A 19,900-nucleotide genomic window follows, 5' to 3' on the forward strand; every position below is an offset into this window, starting at 1 on the left:
GAATCTTTGATTAAAAATTCACCTTCAGTTGGTGTAAAATTTGAAGTTGATTTTTAATGTCGATTTCATAATCTATTTTAAAGTTTGTTTTAATAATTCATTAGTTTTTTTGGGGTCGGCCTTTCCACTGCTACGTTTCATGACTTCCCCAACGAATAATCCTATTAATCCTTTTCTTCCGGATTTATATTCTTTTACTTTATCAGCCATATCGTTTATAACTTCATCAATTATTGGCTGAATATTCTCAGACGAACTTTCTTGTATTAGGTTCGCTTCAATTGCAATAGTTTCTGCTTCAGAACCCCTATTTTCCAGCATTTTAACAAATATTTGCTGATTGGCAATGGTATTGCTCACTTTACCTCCATCCACTAACTGAATCAATCCAGCTAATTGCTTGGGTAAAATCGGAAAATCATTGATATCTAAATTTTTATCATTCAGGCAAGATTTGACCGTCCCCATTATCCAATTAGATGCTGATTTATAATTTTCAGTCTCTTGGCAAAGTGCATCAAAATATAAAGCTATGGCTTTGGTATCAGTTAAAACCTGGGCATCATATTCCGGTAATCCGTATTCTTGAGTGAATTTTTGAGCTAACTCTCTAGGTAAAGCTGGCATTTCGTTTTTTACCTTTTGAACCCAAGCCTCATCTACTATTAAAGGAGATAAATCCGGCTCAGGGAAATAACGATAATCATTTAGTTCTTCCTTTGTTCTCAAGCTAGAAGTTGTACCAGTAGAAGCATCAAAATCACGGGTTTCAGAAATGATAGTATCCCCTTTCTCAGTTAATTGAATCAAACGTTCAGCTTCATATTCTATGGCCCTGTGTACATTCCGGATAGAGTTCATATTTTTAACCTCAACTTTGCTACCGTATTCCTGGGCATCTTTAAGCATCACAGAGATATTAGCATCGCACCGAAGTGATCCCTCTTCCATATTACCATCACAGATTTCGAGATATCTCACCAGCTTTCTAACCTCTGTTAAAAAGGCATAAGCTTCATCAGCACTGCGTAAGTCAGGCTCAGTTACTATTTCAATTAAAGGAACTCCTGCTCGATTATAATCAACTAAGGTGTCATTTTCATCCTCTGTATGAATAGATTTCCCTGCATCTTCCTCCATATGGATTCGATTCAAGGTAATCGTTTTTTCTTCTGTTTCTCCCTTAGGCTTAATCCAAACTTTACCGCCTACGCAAATAGGTGCTTTATCTTGTGTAACTTGATATCCTTTCGGTAAATCCGGATAGAAATAGTTTTTTCTGGCAAAAATATTTTCTTCGGTAATACTACAGTCACATGCCAATCCCATTTTTATGGCATAATCCACTGCTTTCTTATTAAGCATCGGCAAAGTACCCGGATGCCCCAAAGAAATTGAACTAATATGGGTATTGGCACTTGCTCCAAAAGCAGTTGAATCTGAACAGAATAACTTACTTTCCGTCAACAACTGCGCATGAACTTCAAGTCCAATTACTACTGTATATTTATTTCTTATGGATTGTTCCAAAGGCATAATCTTATATTTCGCTTGCCATAGCTTTAGCTTGTGTTACCACATCAGGCAAACCTTCCAGTTTTTTACCACCAGCTGTGGCAAAAAAGGCTTGTCCTCCGCCTCCACCTTGAATATTCTTTGCTAAATCTCTGATTATTTTTCCAGCATTCAAATCTTTACTTTCAACCAGATTTTCAGAAACCACTACTGAAATTTGCGGTTTTCCATCCACATTACAAGCTAAAACAGCAAATAATGAATCCACTTCATTTTTCAGTTCGAAGGATAATTTCTTCAAAGCATCTGCATTGGGTAAAGTGATTTCGCTGATGATGACCGTAATATCATTGTGCTTTTCAGCATTTTTAATCAATTTATCTTTCAGCTGACCTGCTTGTTTTGATTGTTCTTTTTCCAAGGACTTTTGCAGTTCATTTTTTTCTTTCATCAACTGCTCTATAGCCTGAGCTAAATCTTTTGGGCTTTTCAATAAAGCATTAACCTGTTTTAAAATCGCTTCCTGATTCAAATGATACTCTTCTGCCTTTTCTCCTGTTACTGCTTCGATTCTTCTAATTCCAGCTGCAACTGAGGTTTCAGTAGTGATTTTAAACTGACCGATGTTTCCTGTAGCCGGTACATGCACTCCACCGCAAAGCTCTACAGAATAATTCGGGTCAAAGGTTATCATTCTTACACTATCACCATATTTCTCACCAAACAGCGCCATAGCTCCCTTTGATTTAGCTTCTTCTATTGGAATATTTCTTTCCTCTTTCTGAGGAATGTTTTCTCTGATTTTTTCATTTACCCTGCGTTCTACTTTCAAGATTTCTTCATCCGTCATTTTTGAAAAATGAGAAAAATCAAATCGCAATAATTTATCAGAAACCAAAGATCCTTTTTGTTGCACATGATCCCCTAAAACTTCTCGTAAGGCAGCATGTAAAAGGTGAGTGGCTGAATGATTATATACAATTTTTCTTCTTCTGTCATTATCAATTTCAGCATAAACCGGAGCTTCCAATTTTGCAGGAATTTTATCTACAAAATGGACAATCAAATCATTTTCTTTCTTAGTATCCAAAACCTTGATGGTTTCATCGCCAATTTTCAAAATACCTATGTCTCCTATTTGCCCACCACTTTCAGCATAAAAAGGCGTTTTATCTAATACCAATTGGATTTGCTCCTTATTCTTATTTTTAACTGAGCGATAACGCAAGATTTTAGTTTCTGCTTTTATTTCATCATAACCGACAAATTCCACGTCACTTCCCTCACTCACAATCTGCCAATCTCCAGTTTCCATTTTGGCTGCAGATTTTGAACGGTCTTTTTGCTTAGTCATTTCCTGCTCAAAGCCTCTTTCATCTACAGTTAAGCCATTTTCTTTCGCAATCAATGCAGTTAAATCCAGTGGAAAACCATAAGTATCATACAATTCAAAAGCAACTGCGCCAGGAATGGTGGTATTTTGATTATCAGACAACTCAACATTAATGCTGTCTAATCTTTTCAATCCATTTTCCAAAGTTCTCAAGAAAGCTGTTTCTTCTTCTTTAATAACTTTCTCTACTAATTCTTGCTGAGCTTTTAATTCAGGGAATACTTCCTCAAACTGCTTAGCTAAAATCGAAACCAATTTAAAAAGGAAAGGCTCTTTCAAATCTAGGAAGGTATAGCCATAGCGGACTGCTCTTCTTAAAATCCTTCTGATTACATAGCCTGCTTTGTTATTGGAAGGCAATTGTCCATCAGAAATAGAAAGGGAAATTGCTCTGATATGATCAACTATCACTCGGAAAGCAATATCAATTTTACTTAGCTCCCCATATTTTTTACCAGAAATTTTAGCTACCTCATCTAATAAAGGAGTAAAAACATCCGTATCATAATTAGATTTTTTATTTTGAACCGCCATGCAAATACGTTCAAAGCCCATACCTGTATCAATATGCTTGGCCGGCAATGCATGCAGACTTCCATCAGCTTTTCTATTAAACTGGATAAATACCAAATTCCAGATTTCCACAACTAATGGATGGTCATTATTTACTAAATCCTTTCCAGGAATTTTAGCAATATCTGCATCATCTCTTAAGTCAACATGAATTTCAGAAGCAGGCCCGCAGGGTCCTGTATCTCCCATTTCCCAGAAATTATCTTTTTTATCACCTTTTAAAATTCGGCTTTCATCTATATGTCCTTTCCAGAAATCATAAGCTTCCTGGTCGAATGGAATATTGTCTGCTTTATCTCCTTCAAAAACGGTTACGTACAATCTTTCTTTCGGTAATTTGTAAACCTCAGTCAACAATTCCCAAGACCATTCAATGGCTTCTTTTTTGAAATAATCTCCAAAAGACCAGTTTCCAAGCATTTCAAACATGGTATGATGGTAGGTATCGTGCCCTACTTCTTCCAAATCGTTGTGCTTACCAGAAACGCGCAGGCATTTCTGAGTATCAGTAACTCGAGTGGCTTCAGCTTTTTTATTACCTAAAAAATAATCCTTAAACTGATTCATACCTGCATTGGTGAACATCAAAGTAGGGTCATCTTTGATTACCATAGGCGCTGAAGGCACTATTTTGTGCTGTTTTTCTTGAAAGTAATTCAAGAACTTTTTACGTATCTCGCTGGAAGTCATGGAGTAAAGTATTTGTATTTAATGTTTTACTTTAAAAATAATTACTTATATTTGCCTTTATCAATGAGATTTATCAAAAAATTTGATTTTTGATGAACCTTTATGCAATTTTGCGGATTAAAGAATCCGAACACAAAATTAGAAGTTTTTAACTAGTCTAAAACGGAATGGCAAGAATTAAATACTATTACGACACCGAAACTTGCAGATATGAGCGAGTAAAGGTTTCAAAGTGGGACATATTTTTAAATTTATTGGGCTTTTTGTCTGTATCTCTGATTTTGGCTGTCGGCTTAATCATTGTTTACAATTCATATTTTGACTCTCCGAAGGAGGCTCAACTGAAAAAGGAAAATAAAGAACTGAAATTCTATTATGATATGATGGAAAATGAGGTTAATAATGTTCAAAAGGTTTTATCATCTCTACAAGAAAGAGATGATGAAGTTTACAGAAACATTATGGGTGCTGAGCCTATACCTTCAAGCATCAGATCTGCTGGAGTGGGTGGAGCTGAGCGTTACAAGAACATCATTGAAAGTGAGCTTGAGAGAGAAAATCTTATTTTGGGTATGATGCAAGAACTGGATAAGGTTAAAAAACAAATGTATATTCAAACAAAATCTTACGATGAGATTTTGGAAATGGCAGAAAATAAAGAAGAAATGATGGCTTCTATCCCTGCTATTCAACCTATTCCGAACAAAGAATTAAAAAGATTGGCTTCCGGTTTCGGAATGAGAATGCACCCAATCCTAAAAGTAGTTCGTCCACATGAAGGATGTGATTTTTCTGCTCCAAGAGGAACGCCTATTTACTCTACAGGAGATGGAGAAGTAGTTAGAGTTAGTAGTACTTTTGGTGGGTTCGGTAAATTAGTAGTGATTGACCATGGATATGGATTTATAACCAAATATGCTCATATGTCTTCTTTTAATGTAAAAAGAGGAGATAAAGTAAAAAGAGGAGATTGTATTGGTTTTGTAGGAACTACGGGAACGTCTACTGCACCTCACTTGCACTATGAAATTCATAAAGATGGTAAACCAATCAATCCGGTTCATTATTTCTATCAGGATGTTTCGGATGAAGAATATGAAAAATTATTAGAACTATCATCTAGAGAAAATCAATCACTAGGTTAATCATTAAAATCATTTAACATATTGAAGAGCAGTCGAGAGACTGCTTTTTTTAGCCTCATAAAAAATGACTAAATCCTTTTTTACATTTTGTATCGTTCTTTTCATCCTTTCAGGCTGTAAATCTTTGCAAAAAACGCAGCAAAAGGATGATTCTAAGGAAACTCAAGCTCAAGTTGACAGCACACAACAAAAAATAGATAGTGTTCAAATAGTTCTTAAAGATACAATCCCAACTCAAGAAGAGGTCACTATAAATATTAATCTCAAAAAACCTGATACCATTAGCGTGATCGGAGTTGGAGATATTATGATTGGGACAAATTTCCCTAATGAAGGTTATTTACCGCCAGATTCAGGAAAATATATGCTCTCTTCCGTAGCTCACATTTTAAGAGATGCTGATTTAACTTTCGGCAATCAGGAAGGTGTAATTTTAAATGAAGGCGGAGAAGCGAAAAGCTGTTCCGATCCTAGTCTTTGCTATATTTTCAGAAGCCCAGAACATTTAGCCAAACATTATGTGGATGCCGGGATAGATTTGATGAGTCTGGCCAACAATCATGCTGGAGATTTTGGGGATACTGGCAGAAAGAATACCATGAGAGTTTTAGATAGTTTGGGCATCCATCATGCGGGGCAATTGGCTCAGCCATTTACTATCTTTGAAAAAGATAGAATCAAATATGGTTTTGTGGCTTTCTCACCTAATAACGGCACTCAAAGTATCAATGATTTAGAAGCTGCGAAAGGTTTAATTCAACATTTGGATAGTTTAACAGATATTATCATCGTTTCTTTTCATGGTGGGGCTGAAGGTAAAAAATATCAGCACGTTACTCGTGAAAGAGAATATTTCTATGGTGAGAACAGAGGTAATGTTTATGAATTTTCTCATGAAATGATAGATGCCGGTGCCGATATTATTTTCGGACATGGTCCTCATGTAGCCCGAGCAATAGAGGTATATAAAAATAGATTTATTGCCTATAGCTTAGGAAATTTCGCCACTTATGGAAGATTCAATTTGAGAGGTGAAAATGGACTTGCTCCTATTGCAAAAATTTGGATAACTGAAGATGGAAGTTTTGTAAAAGGAGAAATTATCTCTGCAGTTCAAAAGGGTGCTGGGGTACCTGAAATAGATGTAAATCATGGAGCTGCACAAAAAATAAAAGAATTAACGGAAGCTGATTTTCCAGAATCTAAGATTTTAATTGACCCAGAAGGGAATATTCGCTATATTCAGGATCAATTTTAAATAGAGCTATTAGACAATTACACATACAATCGTGGTAATTGGCTGATATACAGTACCAAATGATATTTTTTATGTAATTTAATTTTAGAATCTATATAATATACAGTGCCATACAAGGAAAAAACCATAGAGAAAAAATACTACACCATAGGTGAAGTAGCCGAACAATTCGATGTTGCTACCTCTTTGATTCGATTCTGGGAGGGAGAGTTTGATATTATCAAACCTAAGAAAAACAGAAAGGGCAATAGACAATTTACCAAAGAAGATATTGAAAATGTAAAATTGATTTATCACTTGGTGAAAGAAAAAGGTTTCACTTTGCAAGGCGCTAAAGATATGCTTAAAAATGATTCCAATGAGGTTCGTGACAAAATGGAAATGCTGGACTCTCTAAGAAATATTAGAAACTTTTTAACCGAAATTAAGGAGAACATATAACAACAACCAAAACAACCCCATATGAATGCAGAGGAAAAGGCACTTTTAAGCCTGCATTTAATCCCCAAAATTGGCAATATCACAGTCAAGAGTCTCATAAGTCATTGCGGATCTGCTCAGGCTGTTTTAGATTTACCCCAATCAAAGCTTTTAAAAATCCCAGGCATTGGTCAAAAAACCATAGATAATATTAAAAGCAGGGAAATCACGGACTATGCCGAGCAAGAATTTGCAAAAGCTGAAAAACAAGGCGTAAAAATCGTTAGCTACTTAGACAAATATTACCCTTTTCGCTTAAAGCAAATCCCTGATGCCCCTATACTTATCTACACAAAAGGACAATTCCCTATCGATAGAAAACAGCCTACTGTAGCCGTAGTGGGTACAAGAAATGCTACTCCTTATGGCAAAAAGCTAACGGAAGAGATGATTGAAAAACTCAGTCCGTTAAAGCCGATTATTTTAAGCGGATTAGCTTATGGAATAGATATTCATGCACATAGGGCAGCTTTAAAACATCAACTTCCAACTTATGCTGTCATGGGTTCGGGTATAGATGTGATTTATCCTTCCGCCCATAGATCCACTGCTGTTGAAATGCAGAAAAATGGTGGGATTATATCAGAACAGGCTTTTGGAGCCAAACCGGATGCATTTAATTTCCCTGCAAGAAATAGAATTATTGCGGGCATGGCAGATTTGGTGATTGTAGTAGAAGCTGCTAAGAAAGGGGGCGCTTTAATCACTGCAGAATTAGCTAATTCATATGACAGAGAAGTTGGAGCATTTCCAGGGAGAATAGGTGATACTTATTCAGAAGGATGCAATAAACTTATTAAGCAGCATAAAGCACATTTAGTAGAAACTGCTGATGACGTTTTGTATATCATGAATTGGGAATTAGAAAATCAAGCCGCTATAAAGCAAAAAGTATTGGACTTATCTTCTTTAAACGAAGAAGAGCAAAGTGTGATGAACACTTTGCTCCAAAACAATAAGGAACTCTCAATTGATATTTTAAGCATTAAAAGCCAGATTAATCTTAATCAATTGGCAGGGATTCTATTAAATTTAGAGATGCAGGGAATTGTAAAATCCTTGCCCGGTAAAAGGTATTTAGTAGCTTAAATTAATTTATTGCACCAATAAAACCGGAACATATCTATCGGGCTGTATCAGCTTTTCTGCTACTGAGCCAATCAATAAATCGTCATCATCCGACTTCCCTTTAATTCCAAGCACAATCAAGTCTACATGATGTGTTCGGGCATAATTGTAGATTACTTTATCAGAAGGCTGATCATCATTATATTCCACCCAAGCATTTGATTTAGGCTGTTTGGTATATTTTTCCCTAAAATGATCTAAGGCTTTTTCAGCTTTTTTCTTTTCCTCTTCTACTAACCTTTCAGATTTCTGCTTTACAAAAGGGAAATAAACAGCGGGAACTTTATACACATGAAACAAACTGAAATTTGAAGCAGAATCAGGGATAAAATGATTGAGGAATTTGACAGCCTTCTTTGAATATGTTGAGAAATCCACACATAACATCACATTATCAAAATTCGGTCGGGAAGTTTCTGTTGTGAATAAAATTGACTTATCTATCAATCGGGCAATTTTAGAAGCGAAAATACCAGAACCCGGATTAATCACTTTTTTACCAAAAACACAAAGGCTATAATCGCTAGAATTGATCCAATTGGTTAAACCTTCTTTACCTCCTTTCGAGTGAATCTTTACTGAATAATTCTCTGCCTCCCAGCCCGAATTTGTTGCTTTTTCAATAATCTCCTCCTCCAGTATTTCTTCCAAAGGTCTATCTAAATCTGGGAATTGAGTGGAAAAATCATCAGTTAGTTCCTGTATCTCAACATAATGAAGCAAACAAATTTCATCAAAGCCCCAGACTTTTTCTAATTGTTTAACTTGCTTCAAAACGATTTCGTCCATCTTGGACATATCCATAAATACGATTACATTCTTCATTCCTTTATGTTTTTCTCTGTTTTTGAACTTCTCTTTCCAATTACATCTTTCAGCTTTTCTTGATAAGATACAAAATCTGTCTCTTTAGCCTCTGCCAGGTTGCGCGCATGTTCCTTCATCAGTCCTTTGTAAAGGCTAAACATCATTAATATCAGTATAAAAGCAAAAGGTAGGCCCGTGGTGATAGCAGCTGTTTGCAAAGCAGTTAATCCTCCACCGATTAACAGTACTGCAGCTACTGCTCCTTCAGATACCGCCCAGAAGATTCTTTGACCAACAGGAGCATCTAATTTTCCTCCTGCTGTTATACTGTCAATTACCAAAGATCCACTATCTGATGATGTAACAAAGAAATTAATTACTAAAATCACCCCAACAGCTGAAGCAATACCTGTAAAAGGAAATTGTTCTAACAATACGAAAAGACTTGTGGAAGCATCTGAAATAATGGCAGGACCAATATCAGCTATTCCATTTAACTGAACCCAGATTCCGGTTCCACCAAAAGCAGTCATCCATAAGAAAGTCAATAAAGTAGGCACTAATAAAACCCCAGTAATAAATTCTTTTACTGTTCTTCCTTTGGAAACCCGTGCGATAAACATTCCAACGAATGGCGACCAACTTATCCACCATGCCCAGTAGAAAACCGTCCAGCCGTTTTGCCAACCACCTTCTCCTTCTTTTGCATAGGATTCAGTCCAAAAGCTCATACTAAAGAAATTCTGGATATAATTCCCTAGGTTTTGAATATAGGAATCAAAAATAAATAAAGTGGGACCAACTGCGATTATAAAAATCAGGAAGACAGCTCCAATTCTGATATTTAATTCACTCAGGTTCTTCACTCCTTTATCAATTCCTGAAAAAACTGAGATTGTAGCCACCAACGTAATCCCTGCAATTAAGAGAACTTGAGTAGTGACTGTATCAGGTATATCAAAAAGATAAGTCAAACCGGAATTGACCTGCTTTACTCCTAATCCAAGAGAAGTTGCCAGACCAAATAATGTTGCTAGCACAGCAATTACATCTATAACGTCCCCTATCCAACCATATATTTTGTCTCCCAAAATTGGGTAGAAAACAGAACGAATGGTAAGTGGTAATTTCCTTGAAAATGCAAAAAAGGCTAATGATAAACCCACTAATGCGTAAATTCCCCAAGCGTGCAGTCCCCAATGAAGAAAACTAAATTGCATGGCTTGTGAAGCGGCTTCACGAGGATTCTCTACATCTTGAGGTGGGTTTAAGAAATGATTCATCGGTTCTGCAACACCCCAGAAAATAATACCAATACCCATTCCGGCACTGAAAAGCATGGCAAACCAGGAGCCTCTGCTAAATTCTGGCTTTGCATCTTTTCCACCTAATCTAATTTTACCGAGTTTACTAAAGCCTATTACGATACAAAATATTAGAAATAGATTGGTTACCAATACAAAAAACCAACCTACATAATTGGAAAGTCCTTCTTGAATATCAGCAAAAATCTTTTCCATTGGCTCGCCCACTATTAAAGTGACTGTAATGAAAACTACAATCAGTATAGTTGCCGGCCAAAAGACAGGTTTATGTACATCAAAGTATTTACTTAATTTATTCTTCATAGTATTCTTTTCCATTTAGAAATAGTAACCAATATTGATATTAAATCGGGTGTTGATAGTAGGATTAGAAAGTGGTGGATTTAAAGCCCCCTCTTCCGTGATTCCCACTGTTTCCCCAACATTTTGCCCTCTACCACTACTCAATGCATTCCCACCAAAAGAATCGCTCAACCAAGGTTGATTAATACCTGAGGCGATATCAAAAAATGTGAAGGTATTTCCTGCTGTTACCATAAAACCCAGTATGTTTTGTTGAGAATTAATAAACTCATAACTGTTTCCTGCAATATCAATGCTTCCATATTTATGCATATATGAATAATCATCATAAAAAGTAAGGCTTGAGATGGGCCCCCAATCCACTCTATATTTATAAGATAATCCTAATGAAACAGTGCTTGCAGTTGAGGCAACTTGATAAGTATTAAAACCATAAGCACCCATATTTACATATTCAACTGGATTCCCAGCATCATCTAAGCTATTTGGATAATCGTAATGGGTAAACTGAAATTTAATTTTAGCTTCTTCTTTTAAAGCATATTGAGAGTGAAAGGAAGTGGCCCAATGGTTGAAACTATTCGTGGTGGTAGAATTATAAATTTCCCCGAATTGAGCAGAAAAGCCCACTAAGAATTTACCTTTTTCATATTCAGCTCTGGCATTTAATTGATTTCTTTCTTTATTTCCATTGTATCCATCTTCGGGAATGACGTCATAAGAATAACGGGCGGAGGGAAAACTGCCATAGCCAGGCTCACTCACTCCCCTCGGTTCTGCCATAAGGAAATAAGCCAAATGATAAGTCCACCTTTCTCCTTGCCACTCGAATTTGAGGCCTGTATCATAATCATCCTCTAAACCGAAATAGTAGGGCATATGAAACCACCATGAATTACCTGAAAACTCGAGTGCACCGAAAGGAACCTGGGTCACTCCTAATTGCATTTGTAAATTATCAGAGAAATCATGAAATAAATATGCCTTTTTAACAAAGTGGGTATTAAATCCAGGATAAAATCTATACTCAAAATCAATCCCAATATTTTTAGTTTGCCCTTTTGCTTCAAATCTCCAGGTATCCCAGAAAAAGCCATTTCTATTTTCAGTAGGCAAAGGAAAACTTTCCCCTTCATAAATGGTGTACATGGTATTGAACCTAACTGCGCCACCTATAATTATGTAAGTAGTATCTTTATCATCAATCAGAGCTTGAGAATTAGCATCAAAGAATATTGATAACATTAAAAAGGACAAAATAAAATATCTAATTTTCATAATATGATTATTAGATTTAAAAAAACACTACTTATGTAATGCGCTAAAGATAAAATTGTTTAAACCGATGTAATCTGCATTACGTTCTGGAGGTGTTTTTTTACTTATAATTTTAAATTAGGGCAATATTTAAACAAACCCAATAAAACTTACGCATAATAAGGTAATTAGATGTATTTTACCTTATTTCGTATTTCACTATAATAAATCATGCATAATATATTCAATAATAAAAAAGCCATCATATTTGATATGGATGGTGTAATCATCGACAATATTTCCTACCACATTGAAGCACTCAAGCAGTTTCTAAAACAATTTGGAAAAGATGTTACAGATGAAGAATTTCAAAATCATTATAATGGCAGAACCATTCAGGAAGTAATTTTAGGCTTAAAGCCTAATGCTGACCATACAGAAGTGATGAGGTTAGCAGAAGAAAAAGAAAAGATTTACAGAGATTTATATAGTGCTGATTTAGCTCCTACCCCAGGTTTGATGGAGTTTTTACCTTTAGCCCGAAAAGCAGGATTGAAAATGGCCGTTGCCACCTCTGCCATTACTGCCAATGCTGATTTCACATTGGATGGGCTTAACATTAGAGAATATTTCGATGCAGTGATTGACAGTACTATGGTTATTAAAGGAAAACCAGACCCCCAGATTTACTTAAAAGCTGCGGAAGAACTGAATATTTCTCCTGAAAATTGCGTTGTATTAGAAGATGCTTTAGCTGGTATTCAATCTGCCAAAAGGGCGGGTATGGATGTAATTGGCTTATATACATCTTTGAAAAAAGAAGAATTACCTGATGGACTGTTGATGAAAATCAAAGATTTCCATGAATTAAATAAATCGGTTTAAGTATTATAGTAAACAAGAATCAGGACCATATAAATGAAAAAATATACCTCAATCATATTTACACTCTTATTACTAACTTTTTATTCTGCTTATTCTCAGCAAGTTAAAATAGCGAAGTTAAAATATAATGGAGGTGGAGATTGGTACGCTAACAAAACAGCTCTTCCAAATTTAATTGAGTTTTGCGAGCAAGAATTAAAAGTGCCAATGGATAATAAAGATTATGTAGTAGAAGTAGGCAGTAAGGAAATTTATCAATATCCTTATGTTTATATGACCGGACACGGAAATGTAGTTTTTTCGGATGATGAGGCTCAAAATCTAAGAAATTATCTGATTTCAGGCGGCTTTTTACATATTGATGATAATTACGGTTTAGACCAATTCATTAGATTTGAAATGAAAAAAGTGTTTCCTGAAAAAGATTTCGTGGAAATCCCGTTTGATCACCCCCTTTATCATCAGAAATTCAATTTTAAAGACGGCTTGCCAAAAATACATGAACATGACGGGAAACCAGCTCAAGGTTTTGGCATTATTTATGAAGGGAGAGTAGTCTGTTATTATTCCTATGAAAGTGATTTGGGAAATGGATGGGAAGACCAAAGCATCCATAAAGACCCAGAATCAGTAAGATTAAAAGCATTAAAAATGGGAGCTAATATTATCAGCTTTGCTTTCACTCAGGATTAAAACAAAAGCGTACTATAAATCAATTAGAAAGTTTAATTTTGCAGTCATGATTCAAACTGCCATCAAATATTTTATTACTGTCATTATTGGTTTAGCCCTATTCTGGGCCTGTGAGCCATGCGATGATTGTGGGCCTGAAAATGCATATCCTTATTTTAATTTAAGTATTTTAAATAAAACATCTTTAGATACTTTAAAACAGTATAAAACAAGGCTAGACAGAGAAATTAAAGCAGTAAATAGTGCATTAGACAATCCTGAAAATGCTCCTGTGGTTGATTCTTTAAATAGTTTAAAAGCAATAAAGACAGATTCCTTAGCTTTCATCAATGCCTTGATTAAGACCACTAACAATAAAACTATTAGTATTGAATCAATTAACGGGAAAACGAATTTATTCGAAAACCAAAATGGAGGTGATAGTTTACGGAAATTTAAAATCCCTATAAATACCAATCAAACCGAATCGGATTATGCTATTAAAATAGAATTTGCTGACTCTATCCAGTATCTAAAAATACAATACCAACTAAAAGACACAACAATAAATAGTAAGATTACTAAATCTGCAAAAAACCTAACAGTAATTGACCATCAATTTGATTCTCTAAGGGGGCCTTTTGGTTGCAAACCCATATCTGAATGTACAAGTAATTCGCTTGAAATTTATGTTGAAATATAAATTATTATATCTGTTTTTATTTTTGTCGATGATGGTGAATCAAGCTTATAGCCAAGATTCAACAGCAATGAGAAATGAAAAAGCTCAAAATTTAAGTATTGGTATTGCTTTTGACTATTTGAAGCTCCATACCTTATTAACTGATGAAAGTGAAAAATGGGAAGGCGCTATTAATTTCAGAATATTAGATAAGGTTTCAGTTATAGGCGAATATGGAATTGCAACTCTCACTCCTGAGGAAGCCTATAAAAATGCCGAATATAAATCAGAAGGAGATTATTATAGAATAGGTTTGGATTATCATTTCACTGTAGTCCCTAATAACTTTCTTTTTTTAGGATTAAGGTATGGACAATCTTCATTTAGTGAAAATATAGCTTATGAGATTGGAAATCCTATTTTTGAGAATGAAACAGGTCAACTCAATCGGGAAAACCTCAGTGCCACTTGGTATGAATTTGTTTTAACCTCCGAGAAAAAAGTAAGAAAAATTGGTAGAAAAGATATTCCAGATATTATATCTATAGGTTTAAAATTCCGTTTGAAATCACTTCAGGAGTACACTAATTTCGATGATTTTGAAGTCAAAAACATCCCTGGATATGGACAGACCAACATCAAACTAAATCCTGAATTCAATCTTTATATTAAATTCAGAATTCCTGTTTTTTAGCCAAACGCTCTGTATACACATTATTTCACTTCCCTATTTATAGGCTTATATATTAAAACAACTTTGTTTTATCATTGTTATGAATTTATATTTGCACCTTAATAGCAAATTTTCGGGTTAATTCCTATACGGAAATTCCAGATGATTTCAACCTCATCAATAATCCGAGGCTCTTTTTAATGCTCTATTTTTATAAATAGCTTTGCATTCCAATTAGTCAATAAGCAAGAAAATTAATCTTTTAATCTAAATGCTAATTAACTATGAAGAAAATCTACTTACGGGTATTATTATTCTGTTTTACCCTTTCAATTCTAACTTATGAAAACTTACATGCACAAGATCGTGTGGTAAGTGGTAGTGTAACGGAGGCTTCAGGATCAGGAATCCCGGGAGCAACAGTTCTTATCAAAGGAACTCAAAATGGGACTGTAACTGATTTCGAAGGTAATTATAAAATCGAGGTCAAGAATCAACAGGCAACGCTTGTTTTTAGTGCGATTGGATATAAAAAGAAACAAGTTAAAGTGGGTTCTAAATCAAAAATCAATGTTGTGCTAAAAGAAGATATTCAGCAACTAGGTGAAGTTGTAGTCACTGCATTGGGAGTTGAAAGAGAACAAAAAGCATTAGGTTATTCTGTTCAGCAAATTAGTGGCAGAGAGGTTTCTGACGTAAAAGCTAGCAATCCCATGAATGCTTTAGCTGGCAAACTATCAGGTGTTTATATTACGGGAAGTAGTAGTGGACCTACAGCTTCTGCAAATGTTAATATAAGGGGTACTTCCTCTTTATTAGGTAATAACCAACCACTTTATGTCGTAAATGGAATGCCAATCACAAATGACCTTTACAGTTTTGATGATGGTTTAAATGGTTCGACTACCATAGATTTTGGTAATGCATCGCAAATTGTAAATTCCGATGACATTCAATCAATCAATGTATTGAAAGGCCCAGCAGCATCTGCTTTATATGGCTCAAGAGCTGCAGATGGCGTTATATTGATAGAAACAAAAACCGGTGCGGATGCAGACGGAGAATGGGGTGTAGAGGTTAATTCCAGTAATATGTTCGAAAGTGTCTTGAAATTACCGGATTATCAAAATAAATACGGTTTTGGTGGTGGCGGTAAATACAGCTATCTGGATGGCTCTAATTATATAGGCGACAATGAATATTACGAAGCTTATGGAGAGAATTGGGGACCAGAAATGAATGGTCAAAATATTAAACAATTTAATTCAGACGGTGAAGCTGTACCATTTACTCCAGCTCCGAATAATATAAGAAACTTTTTTCGCACAGGGTTTACCTCAATAAATAATATAGCCCTTAACAACAGTACAGAAAATGGTGACTCTAGAATTTCTTACACGAATTTAAGTAATGAAGGAATAGTGCCTAACACAAACTTGCAGAGGAATACTATTCAAATGAGCATTGGCCGAAGGTTTTTGGATGACAAACTGAAAGCCCGTGTGAATGTAATGTATGTAAATTCAGGTTCAGGAAATATTCCAAATGCAGGATATGATGAATCTTCTTCCGTAATGTATGGATGGTTATGGTATCCAAGACAAGTGGAAATTAATGATTTGAAACAATATTGGGTACCTGGGCAAGAGGGTATCAGACAGCGTTATGTTGAAAATTTATGGGGAAATAACCCATATTTAATTGCCAATGAGAATACAAATTCATTTCAAAGTAGCAGATTTATTTCCAATACTAAATTAGAATATGAATTCAATAAAAACTTTAGTGCAAGATTCAGATACGGAGCTGATGTTTTAAATGAAGGACGACAATTCAGAAGAGCACCATCAACAAAAGGCGTTTTGTTAGGTAGCTACAGAGAAGATGAAATCTCATTCTACGAAACAAATGCAGAGTTTTTAGTGGGCTATCATACGGATGTTGACAATTACTCTGATTTTGATTTTGATGTGAAAATCGGGGGTAATATTATGAGGCAGGAAGCTGATAATTTAATAGCCAACAACCCTCAACTTGAGGTTTTTGGTACAGGGCCAAGCATTTATTCTTTAACAAATGCAAGATCAGGTGTTTTGGTAGAATCTCAAAAAACCAAAACAGGTATTAATAGCTTGTTTGGAACATTTACGCTAAGTTATCTTAATAGTATATTCTTAGATGCTTCCTATAGAAATGATTGGAATAGCACATTGGTAAGTCCCATCAGAGGTATAGAAAACTCTAGTTATAGCTTTGGCTATCCTTCAGTTGCGATGAGTGCTGTTTTATCTGATTTATTTGAAATACCACAACCTTTTTCATTTATTAAACTGAAAGGTTCTTATGCTGAGGTTGGGAACGGTGCGCCTCCTTATGCATTTGGAAATACTTACACTCCGCAAGCAGCTTATGGTGGACAGGCTGCCTTTACAACAAGTAGAACAATAGCCGATCCTAATTTGAGCAACGAGCGTACTCGTGCAACAGAAGTTGGTTTAGATGCAAGGTTAGCTAAGGGACGATATAGAGTAGATTTCACATATTATAATATGCTGAGTTTCAATCAGGTTATTCGCTTACCAGTTGCAAGAACAAGCGGATACGACTTTAACTTGACCAATGGTGGTGAAATTAGAAATTCTGGATTAGAATTAACTTTAGCTGCAAGAGTTATTGAAGACGGTGATTTTAGCTGGGATGTTACTTTGAATGCAGGGAGAAACAGAGCAATAGTAGAATCGCTGCCTGATGTAATCGAAAGTGGAAGATATTCTATAGTGGCTGACATGTTCCCTGGTGATGGAGGAGCTGATCTCGAGTATGTGGCTGAAGAAGGAAAACTATTAGGCCAACTTTATGGCTTAGGTTTTCAAAGAGGCCCTGATGGCAGAGTTATTCATGAGAATGGACTTCCACTTCATACTGAAGAAAAAGTTTCCGCAGGAAGTTATCAACCAGATTTAAGGTTAGGTATCAATAATTCATTCCAGTATAAGAGATTAAATTTCAGTTTCCTTTTTGACGGACAAATTGGTGGTAAAATCTACAATAGATCTCACGCACTTTACAATACTGGCGGAGCGATTACCAACAATAATGATCCAAATTTACCATTATCTTCTTTAGATGGTAGAACGGTTTATTCTGTGTCATATGATGCTAATGGTGATCCAGTTTATACGCTAGAGCAAGAAGGCGGGGTTGTTGGCCCGGGATGGAAATATGACGGAGATGGAAATCTAGTAGAAAATGATGTCGTAGTCCCAATTGGAGGAGCAAATTATACCGGATATTTCTATAATTATTATGGTAATGGTTTTAACAGGGATAATATTGAAGCCGCTACACATGACGCTACTTATTTTAAGCTTAGGGAGCTCAAAATAGGATATGATTTACCTAGCGATTTAATTAAAAATCTAGGTTTAAGCAGTGCTAGAGTATCTTTAATAGGTAGAAATCTCCTATTATTTTCTAAGGTCCCTACTATAGATCCTGAAACATATTCTATCAGAAATGGGATTTTCGTTAATGGTTTTGAAAGTACTCAGTTGCCTTCAACCAGAAGCTATGGTGTTAACATTAACTTAAGCTTCTAAAGCATTTTTTTATGAAGAATTTAAAAAATATTATAGATATGAAACTCGAAAAAATAATTTTAATATTGATCGGGGTTTTTATTTTCTCTTCCTGTCAAGAATTTGAAGAATTTAATGAAAATCCAAACGAGCCAACAGAAGTAGCACCTAGTGTGCTGATGCCTTCTGCAATTCGACAAAGTGTGAATGCATCAGTAAATGCATCCTTTCTATTAGGTAATAATGTTGGTCAATTGACTTCTAAAACTTTACGGACTGAGGTAGATACCTATAACTGGAATTCTTTTCCTTTTGTCTGGGAAGGATTGTATGGAAGTTTGACTGATGTAAAAGGAATAGAAACTGGTGCTATAGAAGCAGGTAATGAACTTCAGGAAGGTGCCGCTATTGTTTTGAGATCCTGGATATTTGCTAACCTGACTAACGCTTATGGCGATATCCCATACTCTGAAGCTATCAAAGGGGATGAAAATAATTTAACCCCTTCATATGATAGTCAGGAGGAAATCTATGCTGATATACTTTCTGAATTAGACAGAGCCAGCACATTATTAGCTGGTGGAAAAGGAAGTATAGAAGGTGATATTCTTTACAGAGGAGATGCTTCTAAATGGCAAAAATTTGCTAATTCATTAAGGTTAAGATTATTAATGACTGCCAGTGACAAAATAAGTAATGCTGGGAATCAATTTAGTAATATAGTAGCCGCTGGAGATATTTTCTCTTCTAATGAAGATAATGCCATATTAGATTATTTAAGTACATTTCCTAATGAGTTTCCTTTAATAAGATTAAAAACAGGGGATTTTGATGCAGTTGCCTTAAGTGCAACTTCATTATCTATAATGGATAATTATGGAGATCCCAGACTATCCAGATATGCAAGGCCTGATAATGACAATTACAATAATCCTGAATTTTCTGGGGCCGTAAATGGAGCAGGATCATGTGGTAAAAGTGGTTCTAGATTAGGTGCAGCCTACTTCAATGACCCTGCACAAACCTTAGCAAGTGAATTAAACATTGGTAGCGCAGACGGTATTATCATGACTTATGCTGAGGTAGAGTTTTTACTAGCTGAAGCAGCAGCAAAAGGATGGATAGGAGATGATATAGAAACACACTATCAAGCAGGTATTGAAGCTTCAATGGATTATTATCAAGTGAACTATGCTCCATATGGATATACAGATTTTAATGATTACTATAACAATTCAGGAGTAGCCTATAATGCCATTACGGATATATGGGAGCAAAAATGGCTAGCTTTATTTTTCACTGGACTAGAGCCATTCTTTGAAGTAAGAAGATGGTATGATGAAAGCGGAATGAGCTTTGATGGAATTCCTTTTTTAAGCGCTCCATGTGACAATCTTAATAATGATAATTTACCTATGAGATTCAGATATCCAGGTCAAGAGCAAAGTTTGAATGCTGCCAATTATAATGACGCAGTAGATAAACTTGGTGGTTCTAATGATATCAATGCTTCAATTTGGTTAGTAGAATAATTTA

The 19,900-nt window shown here is 35.4% G+C and carries 15 protein-coding genes; 10 read left to right on the top strand and 5 right to left on the bottom strand.

Annotated features, from left to right (window positions below; genetic code table 11):
- Positions 1-72: 72 nt before the first annotated feature.
- Together gatB and alaS are read right to left on the bottom strand one after the other, a co-directional pair.
- Entirely contained in the window at positions 73-1,536 is a 1,464-nt protein-coding gene (gatB, locus tag Q0L29_RS14545) for an Asp-tRNA(Asn)/Glu-tRNA(Gln) amidotransferase subunit GatB (RefSeq protein ID WP_296622833.1), read from the bottom strand.
- Positions 1,537-1,540: 4 nt separating this feature from the next.
- Positions 1,541-4,171 (bottom strand): alanine--tRNA ligase, encoded by a 2,631-nt coding sequence (gene alaS, locus Q0L29_RS14550; protein ID WP_296622835.1) that lies wholly within the window; start codon positions 4,169-4,171, stop codon positions 1,541-1,543.
- Between the two features lie 167 nt (positions 4,172-4,338).
- On the opposite strand from alaS, the gene Q0L29_RS14555 reads away from it, so the two are divergent.
- The 4 genes from Q0L29_RS14555 (at position 4,339) to dprA (ending at position 8,143) form a co-directional block, all read left to right on the top strand.
- Positions 4,339-5,316, top strand: coding sequence for a M23 family metallopeptidase (locus Q0L29_RS14555; protein ID WP_296622837.1), 978 nt, complete (start codon positions 4,339-4,341; stop codon positions 5,314-5,316).
- A gap of 64 nt (positions 5,317-5,380) precedes the next feature.
- Positions 5,381-6,574, top strand: a complete 1,194-nt coding sequence (locus tag Q0L29_RS14560; RefSeq protein WP_296622839.1) for a CapA family protein — start codon at positions 5,381-5,383, stop codon at positions 6,572-6,574.
- 105 nt (positions 6,575-6,679) lie between these two features.
- A complete protein-coding gene (locus tag Q0L29_RS14565) occupies positions 6,680-7,015 on the top strand; it encodes a MerR family transcriptional regulator (RefSeq protein ID WP_013455027.1) in 336 nt (111 codons plus the stop codon).
- A 21-nt stretch (positions 7,016-7,036) separates the two neighbouring features.
- Positions 7,037-8,143 (top strand): DNA-processing protein DprA, encoded by a 1,107-nt coding sequence (dprA, locus tag Q0L29_RS14570; protein ID WP_296622843.1) that lies wholly within the window; start codon positions 7,037-7,039, stop codon positions 8,141-8,143.
- 6 nt (positions 8,144-8,149) lie between these two features.
- Here the strand turns inward: dprA and Q0L29_RS14575 are convergent, their stop codons facing one another.
- The 3 genes from Q0L29_RS14575 to Q0L29_RS14585 are packed head-to-tail and all read right to left on the bottom strand — an operon-like array spanning position 8,150 to position 11,895.
- Complete coding sequence (locus Q0L29_RS14575; protein WP_296622845.1) at positions 8,150-9,007, bottom strand: universal stress protein; 858 nt, start codon at positions 9,005-9,007, stop codon at positions 8,150-8,152.
- Positions 9,004-10,617 carry a BCCT family transporter gene (locus Q0L29_RS14580; protein WP_296622847.1) on the bottom strand — a complete coding sequence of 538 codons (1,614 nt, stop codon included), beginning with the start codon at positions 10,615-10,617 and terminating at the stop codon, positions 9,004-9,006. The genes Q0L29_RS14575 and Q0L29_RS14580 overlap by 4 nt, the downstream gene beginning before the upstream one ends.
- Before the next feature lie 15 nt (positions 10,618-10,632).
- Positions 10,633-11,895, bottom strand: a complete 1,263-nt coding sequence (locus Q0L29_RS14585; RefSeq protein ID WP_296622849.1) for a hypothetical protein — start codon at positions 11,893-11,895, stop codon at positions 10,633-10,635.
- A 210-nt stretch (positions 11,896-12,105) separates the two neighbouring features.
- On the opposite strand from Q0L29_RS14585, the gene Q0L29_RS14590 reads away from it, so the two are divergent.
- The 6 genes from Q0L29_RS14590 to Q0L29_RS14615 all read left to right on the top strand — a co-directional run bounded on the left by Q0L29_RS14590 (position 12,106) and on the right by Q0L29_RS14615 (position 19,896).
- Positions 12,106-12,759 (top strand): HAD family phosphatase, encoded by a 654-nt coding sequence (locus Q0L29_RS14590; protein ID WP_296622850.1) that lies wholly within the window; start codon positions 12,106-12,108, stop codon positions 12,757-12,759.
- 33 nt (positions 12,760-12,792) lie between these two features.
- Entirely contained in the window at positions 12,793-13,452 is a 660-nt protein-coding gene (locus tag Q0L29_RS14595; protein ID WP_296622852.1) for a DUF4159 domain-containing protein, read from the top strand.
- Between the two features lie 46 nt (positions 13,453-13,498).
- Positions 13,499-14,134 (top strand): hypothetical protein, encoded by a 636-nt coding sequence (locus Q0L29_RS14600; protein ID WP_296622854.1) that lies wholly within the window; start codon positions 13,499-13,501, stop codon positions 14,132-14,134.
- On the top strand, positions 14,121-14,807 hold the full coding sequence (locus tag Q0L29_RS14605) for a DUF6048 family protein (RefSeq protein WP_296622855.1): 687 nt from the start codon (positions 14,121-14,123) through the stop codon (positions 14,805-14,807). Before Q0L29_RS14600 ends, Q0L29_RS14605 begins: the two co-directional genes overlap by 14 nt.
- A gap of 263 nt (positions 14,808-15,070) precedes the next feature.
- Positions 15,071-18,385, top strand: a complete 3,315-nt coding sequence (locus Q0L29_RS14610; protein ID WP_296622857.1) for a SusC/RagA family TonB-linked outer membrane protein — start codon at positions 15,071-15,073, stop codon at positions 18,383-18,385.
- Between the two features lie 11 nt (positions 18,386-18,396).
- Complete coding sequence (locus Q0L29_RS14615) at positions 18,397-19,896, top strand: SusD/RagB family nutrient-binding outer membrane lipoprotein (RefSeq protein WP_296622858.1); 1,500 nt, start codon at positions 18,397-18,399, stop codon at positions 19,894-19,896.
- Positions 19,897-19,900: the final 4 nt, after the last annotated feature.

It is taken from the genome of Marivirga sp. (genome assembly GCF_024636815.1).
Taxonomy (GTDB): domain Bacteria; phylum Bacteroidota; class Bacteroidia; order Cytophagales; family Cyclobacteriaceae; genus Marivirga.

Coding starts and splice junctions, on each gene's coding strand:
- Q0L29_RS14610 (WP_296622857.1), top strand. CDS start 15,071: ATGAAGAAAATCTACTTACGGGTATTATTATTCTGTTTTACCCTTTCA.
- Q0L29_RS14575 (WP_296622845.1), bottom strand. CDS start 9,007: ATGAAGAATGTAATCGTATTTATGGATATGTCCAAGATGGACGAAATC.
- Q0L29_RS14580 (WP_296622847.1), bottom strand. CDS start 10,617: ATGAAGAATAAATTAAGTAAATACTTTGATGTACATAAACCTGTCTTT.
- Q0L29_RS14615 (WP_296622858.1), top strand. CDS start 18,397: ATGAAGAATTTAAAAAATATTATAGATATGAAACTCGAAAAAATAATT.
- Q0L29_RS14590 (WP_296622850.1), top strand. CDS start 12,106: ATGCATAATATATTCAATAATAAAAAAGCCATCATATTTGATATGGAT.
- Q0L29_RS14595 (WP_296622852.1), top strand. CDS start 12,793: ATGAAAAAATATACCTCAATCATATTTACACTCTTATTACTAACTTTT.
- alaS (WP_296622835.1), bottom strand. CDS start 4,171: ATGACTTCCAGCGAGATACGTAAAAAGTTCTTGAATTACTTTCAAGAA.
- gatB (WP_296622833.1), bottom strand. CDS start 1,536: ATGCCTTTGGAACAATCCATAAGAAATAAATATACAGTAGTAATTGGA.
- Q0L29_RS14605 (WP_296622855.1), top strand. CDS start 14,121: ATGTTGAAATATAAATTATTATATCTGTTTTTATTTTTGTCGATGATG.
- Q0L29_RS14600 (WP_296622854.1), top strand. CDS start 13,499: ATGATTCAAACTGCCATCAAATATTTTATTACTGTCATTATTGGTTTA.
- Q0L29_RS14555 (WP_296622837.1), top strand. CDS start 4,339: ATGGCAAGAATTAAATACTATTACGACACCGAAACTTGCAGATATGAG.
- dprA (WP_296622843.1), top strand. CDS start 7,037: ATGAATGCAGAGGAAAAGGCACTTTTAAGCCTGCATTTAATCCCCAAA.
- Q0L29_RS14560 (WP_296622839.1), top strand. CDS start 5,381: ATGACTAAATCCTTTTTTACATTTTGTATCGTTCTTTTCATCCTTTCA.
- Q0L29_RS14585 (WP_296622849.1), bottom strand. CDS start 11,895: ATGAAAATTAGATATTTTATTTTGTCCTTTTTAATGTTATCAATATTC.